Annotated in this window: 9 protein-coding genes; 4 read left to right on the top strand and 5 right to left on the bottom strand. The window is 61.9% G+C overall.

Features of this window, described 5'->3' with window-relative positions; all coding sequences use genetic code 11:
* Positions 1-31: 31 nt before the first annotated feature.
* The 4 genes from AC1DQP_RS13675 to rimK form a co-directional block, all read right to left on the bottom strand.
* Complete coding sequence (locus AC1DQP_RS13675) at positions 32-1,399, bottom strand: sensor histidine kinase (protein WP_478051796.1); 1,368 nt, start codon at positions 1,397-1,399, stop codon at positions 32-34.
* Complete coding sequence (locus AC1DQP_RS13670; RefSeq protein ID WP_017356179.1) at positions 1,362-2,039, bottom strand: response regulator transcription factor; 678 nt, start codon at positions 2,037-2,039, stop codon at positions 1,362-1,364. Before AC1DQP_RS13670 ends, AC1DQP_RS13675 begins: the two co-directional genes overlap by 38 nt.
* A 229-nt stretch (positions 2,040-2,268) precedes the next feature.
* Positions 2,269-2,742 carry a hypothetical protein gene (locus AC1DQP_RS13665; RefSeq protein ID WP_256775520.1) on the bottom strand — a complete coding sequence of 158 codons (474 nt, stop codon included), beginning with the start codon at positions 2,740-2,742 and terminating at the stop codon, positions 2,269-2,271.
* A 244-nt stretch (positions 2,743-2,986) separates the two neighbouring features.
* Entirely contained in the window at positions 2,987-3,880 is an 894-nt protein-coding gene (gene rimK, locus AC1DQP_RS13660) for a 30S ribosomal protein S6--L-glutamate ligase (protein WP_256775521.1), read from the bottom strand.
* A gap of 285 nt (positions 3,881-4,165) precedes the next feature.
* Here rimK and AC1DQP_RS13655 point away from each other — a divergent pair, with 285 nt between their 5' ends.
* Together AC1DQP_RS13655 and AC1DQP_RS13650 are read left to right on the top strand one after the other, a co-directional pair.
* Complete coding sequence (locus tag AC1DQP_RS13655) at positions 4,166-4,903, top strand: hypothetical protein (RefSeq protein ID WP_478051795.1); 738 nt, start codon at positions 4,166-4,168, stop codon at positions 4,901-4,903.
* Positions 4,904-5,473: 570 nt separating this feature from the next.
* Positions 5,474-6,412 (top strand): bacteriophage abortive infection AbiH family protein, encoded by a 939-nt coding sequence (locus AC1DQP_RS13650; protein ID WP_478051794.1) that lies wholly within the window; start codon positions 5,474-5,476, stop codon positions 6,410-6,412.
* Positions 6,413-6,440: 28 nt separating this feature from the next.
* Here AC1DQP_RS13650 and AC1DQP_RS13645 read toward each other — a convergent pair whose 3' ends face one another.
* The gene (locus AC1DQP_RS13645; protein WP_478051793.1) at positions 6,441-6,785 is read right to left on the bottom strand and encodes a hypothetical protein; all 345 of its coding nucleotides are present in this window, start codon (positions 6,783-6,785) and stop codon (positions 6,441-6,443) included.
* Between AC1DQP_RS13645 and AC1DQP_RS13640 the strand changes: the two genes are divergently transcribed.
* Entirely contained in the window at positions 6,774-6,878 is a 105-nt protein-coding gene (locus AC1DQP_RS13640) for a hypothetical protein (protein ID WP_457322275.1), read from the top strand. The two genes, AC1DQP_RS13645 and AC1DQP_RS13640, sit on opposite strands and share 12 nt — an antisense overlap.
* Before the next feature lie 252 nt (positions 6,879-7,130).
* Positions 7,131-7,323: helix-turn-helix domain-containing protein (locus tag AC1DQP_RS13635; RefSeq protein WP_478051792.1), on the top strand; the 193-nt coding region annotated here is incomplete at its 3' end.

Here is a 7,323-nt window from a genome sequence, read left to right as displayed (position 1 = left end):
CGATTACACCGCCGGCGAGCGGATGCGACGATCAAACCGCCGGCGAGAACGTCAACGTCGCCACCACACCCCGATCCACGCCCGGGCGCACACTGACCTGCCAGCCGTACAGATCGCATAGGCGGCTGACGATCGACAAGCCGATCCCGCCACCCTGCGAGTGCCCGGCATGGGTACCGCGGTAACCGCGCTGGAACAGCTTGGCCGCATCCTCCGCGCTCAACCCCGGGCCGCTGTCGATCACGTCCACGTGGTTGCCGGTGACGACCACGCGCACCGAGCCTTCCTGCGAGTACTTCACCGCATTGCCGATCAGGTTGCCCAGGGCCACCGACAGCGCGGATTCGGGCGCGTCGATGACCAGCTCGCGGTCGCCCTCCAGCACCAGCTCCAGCGGCTTGCCGCCAAGCTGGGCGCGGTGCGCATCAAGCAATTGCTCTGCCACCCGCGCCACGTTGCTGTTGCCCTGCCCGCGCTCGTTGCGCGAGAGCAGCAGCAGGGAGCCGATCAGATCGGTGCATTGCTGTTCGRCACGCTGGATGCGCTGCAGCCGCTGCAGCACCTTTTCATCCAGGCCGGGGCGCGCCAGCAACAGCTCGGTCGCGCCGCGAATGACCGCCAGCGGCGTACGCAGCTCGTGGCTGACGTCGGCGTTGAACTCACGGTCGCGCTGGACCACTTCGGTCAATCGCGAGGAATAGTCGTCGAGCGCCTGGGCCAGCTGGCCCACCTCGTCGTCGGGAAAGCGCGGGGCCAGTGGCTCCGGCTCGCTGGTGCCACCCCGGTAAGCCCGCAGACGCGCCGCAAGATCGGACACGGGCTTCATCACCTTGGAGGCCGACCACCAGCCCAATACCAGCGACAGCAGGCTGAACACCAGCACCGACACCAGCAAGGCGCGCTTGAGCTGCGCCTCGCCGCGGATGCTTTCGGTCATGTCGTAAGCGAGGAAGAACCAGGCTTCCGGCGTCTTGCGCACGGCCAGTTTGTAGGAGAACGCATTGCCGCGTTCATCCACCCCGCCCAGGCTGTGGATGCCATCGCGRAAGTCATACCAGTCCGGCTCTTCAGTACGCAGGGCGTCGAACTTGTCCGGGCGGACGATCCGTGCGCGCATCTGCTGCACCGGCAGGTCGGGGTTGCGCGAGGGATCGGCGGAGTAGCGATGCGCGTACTCGTCGATATTGCGGTTCATCACGTCTTCGACCAACTGGTTTTCCACGCGCGCACGCGCCCAGTTGGTGGCAAAGGCGAACAGTGCCGTCAGGCAGAAGCCCAACAGCACGAACGAGACGATGATGCGGCTGCGCAGCCGGCGCCGATATGGCGCGCGGCGACGCTCCCCCTTCCCCGTCACCGGATCAGGCTTCCGGCGCGGCGATGCGGTATCCGATGCCATGGCGGGTCTGGATCAACGGCACCTCGAACGGCTTGTCCACCACTGCGCGCAGGCCGTGGATGTGCACGCGCAGCGAGTCCGAATCGGGCAACTCTTCACCCCAGACGCGGGTTTCCAGTTCCTGGCGGGTCACCACTGCCGGCGCGGCTTCCATCAGGGCCTGCAGGATTTTCAGCGCCGTCGGGTTGAGCTGCAGCAGCTTGCCCTGGCGACGCACTTCAAGCGTATCCAGGTTGTATTCCAGATCACCGGTTTCCAGCACGCGGGTCTGCACGCCCTTGCCGCGACGCGACAGCGCGTTCAACCGCACCTCCACTTCCTGCAGCGCGAACGGCTTGATCAGGTAATCGTCGGCGCCGGAGTCGAACCCGGCCAGCTTGTTGTCCAGCGAATCGCGTGCGGTGAGCATCAGCACCGGGGTCTGCTTGCGCGCTTCATTGCGCAGCTTGCGGCAGACTTCGATGCCGTCCATGCCGGGCAGGTTGAGATCCAGAACGATCGCATCGAATTCGTGCACCACGGCAAGGTGCAAGCCAGTCACGCCGTCGGCGGCGAAGTCCACGGTATGCCCGCGGTCTTCAAGGTAATCGCCCAGATTGGCGGCGATGTCGCTGTTGTCTTCAATTACAAGAATTCGCACTGTGACCTCTGGTTGGCAGGTGATCCTTTCGGATCAGGAGCATCGGATCGCGCGGACGACCCTGTTACAGCCGGTAGCCCCGTTCCTCGCACCTTGGGGAAGATACACATCCCATTGTTAACATTAGACAGTGGATGTCGCTCATTCCGCGTCAAAAGCCACCTTCTCCCCTCAGGGCACCTGCCTGGCGACATCCCGCCTCGCCCGGAAAGGGAGGCGGGACCCGGCATCAATTGCTGGAGGCGTTCGGGGATCGACGATTGTTGAGGTAGTCCTTGCCATCCTCGCGCGCCTTGCGGCGCTGCGCCACGGTCATGCATACACTCTCATGGAAATTGCTGCCGGTGGCCTTTTCGCGGCGGCAGACCAGGCGGCTGTCTTCCTTCGCACGGGTCAGGATGGTGTTGACCGTCGACTGGTCGTTGAGCAGCTGGGTACGGGCGACCGGGCTCAGTTCCTTTGCGGACTCATGGCCCTGCAAGGCCGACTTGATGCGGTCCAACGCGGCCTGGACCTGGCTGCGGTCCTCCGGCGTGATCTCGCTGTAGGTCTCACTCCGCAGCGCGCCCTCCACCTTCTGGATCTGCTCGCTGATCGGGACCTCGACGTTGAGCGAGACCTCGTGGTCCTTGCCCTGCGACATTTTCGCCTCGCTGACGCCGGCGACGGTGAACAACAACATCGTGCAGACCAAACGGTACATACGCAGTGCTCCATCCATGAACGAGCGCCAAATGTAACCAGCCTGCGGGCGGCGGACAAGTGAGATTTATCACCCTCCCGGGACAGGTGACCGATCGAGAAAAAGGCCCAGGCGGAACCCGCCTGGGCCTGAAAGTGTTTCCCGATTACCGATCCTGCTGAGGAGGGCAGAGCTGCGGTTCGATGAAGCCTACGCCGGGGCCGATTAAAGCCTCGTTAAAACCGCAGAAACTTTCCGAAAAATCTCAAGCCTTTGAATTAACAGGCTTTTTCATCGACGCAACGTGCTCAATGATCCGCCCTGCCAAGTCCGCCTGACAGATCGCCTCAATGCCCTCCAGACCCGGCGTGGAGTTCACCTCCAGCACCAGCGGGCCACGGCTGGAGCGGATCAGGTCGACCCCGGCCACGCTCAGGCCCAGCGCTTTGGCCGAGCGCACCGCCACCAGTTGCTCGGCCCGGCTGGCTTTGGCGGCCCGGGCGCTGCCACCGGCATGCAGGTTGGAGCGAAAGTCGCCGTCCGGAGCCTGGCGCTGCATCGCCCCCACCACCTGGTCGCCAACGACCAGACAACGCAAGTCGGCGCCTTGCGCCTCGCCGATGAACTCCTGCATCAGGAAGTTGGCGTACAGGCCGCGCAGGGCTTCGACGATACCCCGGGAGGCACTGGCCTTTTCGGTCAGGATCACGCCACGCCCCTGGGTGCCCTCATTGAGCTTCACCACGTGCGGCGGCGGTCCCAGCATCGACAGCAGGTCGACCGTGTCGTCGGGGTTGTCGCCGAACACCGTCACCGGCATGTCGATGCCCTTGGAGGCCAGGATCTGGTGCGCGCGCAGCTTGTCGCGGGCGCGCAGGATCGCATCGGAGGGATTGGGCGTTCGCGCGCCCATCATTTCAAACTGGCGCAGCACGGCCGTGCCATACCGCGTCACCGAGGCACCGATACGCGGGATCACCGCATCAACGCCGGTGATCGGACGGCCCTTGTAATGCATGGTGAAACCATCGGCGGCGATGCGCATGTAGCAGCGCAGTGGATCGAGCACGCGCACGGTGTGGCCGCGCGCGCGCGCGGCTTCTACCAGCCGGCGCGTGGAGTACAGCTTGCTGTTGCGGGACAGGATGGCGAGTTTCATCGCGGTGGGCGCACGGGGCCGGAAAACGCGAAGCATAGCCTGCGCCGGGTACGCTGCGATGAGGATCGCGCGACGCGCAGCGCAGCGGTGGTTTGAGGCGCACAGGTCACGCTGCCAGCGCCGCAGGCGAGTACCGCCACCCGGATGCCGGAGCCCGCCGCGCGGTGTATTGATCACTGCCTGGGCGCAACGATGTTTCGCTGCACCGGGTGAACCGATACCCTCGACGCCCGGCCAACGACGGCCGCACCGCGACATCACCGCGACCTCCGCAAAGGCATGCCCATGAAATCCGGACCGCTCGCTGTCGTGGCCCTGCTGAGTGTTCTCCTGTCGGGCACGCCCCGTGCCGCGCCCGTGCAGTTCACCGACTACGGCGATTTCTATCGATCGTTGGGTGGCAACCTGTTCCAGGGACCGGGAACCGCACTGGGTATGCCCTGCACGGAATCGCCGCGACACTGCCTGTGGTCCACCTCGATGATCGGGGCGCTGCAGCGTCATGAAGATGCGCTGTGGACCGTACCAGGCAGCCTGGCGGAGACGCCAACGGATGGGCTTCCCGACGTTGTCTTCGATGGCAAGGCGTTGTCTGTGGGCGCGGGGCGCTGGCCACTGAGCAGCGCCATCGACCTCGCACCGCGGGAATGGCGTACCGGCTCGTCCATTCGCCCGGAAAACCTGGAGGACGTCATGGCGTGGCATCACGGTACCTCCGTGTGCCTGGACATGCGCTACGTCAGCAGTGGCAAGGGCGATCGGTACACCACCGTGCTGTTGCTGCACGGGGAGCGCCTGTACATCCTGCCTCCCCTGTTTGGCACGTGTGCTGCCATTCGTACCGCGCCGGAGCACCGTTTCAGCTATCCGAGCAATACCTATGTGGGGCCCGGGAGGGAAGACAGCCCGCGCGGCTTGCAGGTGGACTACCTGCTGCCAGATGGCAAGACGCGCATTGCGCGCTATCTGTTGCGTTTTCCCGATCAGGAGGATCCGTTTGCCTTCGAGGTCATCGGCGAATAAGGCGCCGCCCGTGGCAGCAACCCGCTCAGAAGCATCCTGTGCATCGTCGGGCACGGCTATCGGGCAAGCGACGCGCGTTGCTGTCGATTCCAGCGGGTACGGTATGAAGCGGAATGAGATAGCAGGCGCCTGATCGGCGCAATCGCGGCGGGGTCCGGCGGCTTCGGAGCGCTGCATTCCTGTCCATGTGTCGGGAACATGGAGCGGGTGAAGGGATGATACCCGACCCTACGCTAAGTCATTGTCTCGCCTCAAATTACGTTGAAGAAGCGGGACAAGAAACGATACCTCAAACGATACCTGATGCTAGCAGCGGCCCGAACTCTGAATCAAGCAAGAGAACTCCCAAGCCAAATGCCCAGGAAGGAAGCATCAATCGGAGCACGAGGGTCAAAGCCAAGATCGAATGTTTCCAGGTCAGCTGCGGTCTTGGCGTTTTTTGGACAGCGGCACCGTCCCGCCTTGGACCATTGGAAGACGGTTGCAGCAGCGCTCAAAACTGCCCAGGATTGGCCATCCCAGTGCCTTTTCGGGGCATGTCACAATCACTTTTTCAACACGGATCTAGCCATGGGACCGAGGAAGCTTTTTGTTATTGGCAACGGCTTTGACCTCCACCACCGCATCCCATCGAGCTACGCCCAATTTCGAGACTTTGTTCAGGCCCAAGATCGTGGTGTCTTTGATGCAGTGGAGCGATATCTCCACCCAAGCGGTGACTGGGCAGACATGGAGGCGGCCTTGGCCGAAATGGACCCAGACGAGATCATTGAGGACCTCAGCCACTTCATGGGTTCGTATGGTGCTGATGATTGGAGCGACTCGGGACACCACGACTTCCAGTATGAGGTTGACCTCCTGGTCGAGCGCATGAGCACGGAACTCCGGCGCCTGTTTGGCCTTTGGATCAGACAGTTGCAAATTCCGACCCAACTTCCAATCCACCAAACCGTCCAGGTGCTGGATCCGACTGGCGCGTTTTTGTCGTTCAACTATACGGAAACTCTGTCCCTTGCCTATGGCATCCCGCGCGAGCAGATCCTTTACATCCACGGTTGCGCAGATCAAGTCGACCAAGAGCTGATCCTTGGACACGGTTGGAAGCCGGAAGATCGACACCCTCTAAATGACCGACCCGATGTGGCCGAGCTGGACACGCGTCTGACCGAGGCCAATGACATCTTGGACTGCTACTTCTCCAAGACCTTTAAGCCGTCTGACAAGCTAATCCAAGCACATGCCGGATTCTTCGAGTGGATTTCATCGGCCCAAGAAGTCTATGTGCTTGGCCACTCATTGTCCGATGTCGACGCGCCCTACTTCGAAGCAATGCTTCGAAATCCCTCGGTGCGCCAGGCAAACGTTCACCTGGCGATCCATAAGCCTGAGGAGGAGCCAGACCTCGTGAGTCAGCTAATTGACTTTGGCTTTCCCGCCAGCAACATCCGAACTTACAGCTGGGCGGAGCTCTGCTTGTCGCGCACGCTTCTCTCGACAATCAAAAATTAAAGAAGCCACCCAAAGGTGGCTTAGAAATTCAAAGGCGCGAGCGCACCCACTCCCAGACGGTCTCATTGAGCCATCCGGAATACTGGCCGTCATTAAGCTTGCTGACAAAAAGACGATCATTCCCATCAAGCCTTTGCCGAAGGTCGTCGCTGAGCTGCCGGGCCGTCCCTGAGCTTTGCACCCAACGCACGCTTTCCAATCCGCCATCTTGCGCGTTKGGATACCGCTCCAAGTGCTGAATGAACTGACGGCGCGCAGCGTCATAGTTGCTGCGTTCCCTGTTCAGGTTCCAGGTCACAACGTATACGGCCATAACATTTCCTCCGAAATCGACTACTGGGGTTTTTAGGAGCAGCAGTCGCTGATCGCTCATACCTGCTGCTCAGGAAGGGGCGGCAGCTGGACTACCGCCCCTCTTGCTCAGGCGTGTTGCTTCAACACCCAGGTCACGGCCTTCCCATCGTAGGGCGGCATGCGGTTGCCCTTAGCAATGGGCGCCGTGGTGGAGTAGCCCGAGGGCTGCCACACACCACTCTCAGGGCAGGTTTCGCCAGTCTTGGCGGTCGTTCCGATAGGCTTACGGGTGCTCATAAGGCTCTCTCCTGCCAAGCCAGTCAGAAGATTTCCGACTACAAGGACTTGACGGAATCGACAATACGCCCCTCTTGTCGACTTCGTCAAGTATGATTTGTCGCCCACCACAACTTAGGATTGCCCGATGTCCGATCTCTTCCCAGCCCGTTTGAGAGAGGCCAGGGACAGGCGAGGTCTGACGCAAGCAGATCTGGGCAAGGAAGCGAGTCTGCCGTCCACGACCATCTCCCACTTTGAAAGTGGATCGAGGAAGCCCTCGTTTGATAACTTGCGTCGTCTGACCAAAGTTCTGGGCGTGAGCACTGACTACCTGATGG

Source organism: Stenotrophomonas sp. P5_A8, from assembly GCF_056400545.1.
This window is presented reverse-complemented; position numbering and strand designations above follow the sequence as displayed.

What these genes read in the sequence shown, in the direction of transcription:
- AC1DQP_RS13665 (WP_256775520.1), bottom strand. Translation starts at nt 2,742, where the DNA reads ATGTACCGTTTGGTCTGCACGATGTTGTTGTTCACCGTCGCCGGCGTC.
- rimK (WP_256775521.1), bottom strand. Translation starts at nt 3,880, where the DNA reads ATGAAACTCGCCATCCTGTCCCGCAACAGCAAGCTGTACTCCACGCGC.
- AC1DQP_RS13655 (WP_478051795.1), top strand. Translation starts at nt 4,166, where the DNA reads ATGAAATCCGGACCGCTCGCTGTCGTGGCCCTGCTGAGTGTTCTCCTG.
- AC1DQP_RS13650 (WP_478051794.1), top strand. Translation starts at nt 5,474, where the DNA reads ATGGGACCGAGGAAGCTTTTTGTTATTGGCAACGGCTTTGACCTCCAC.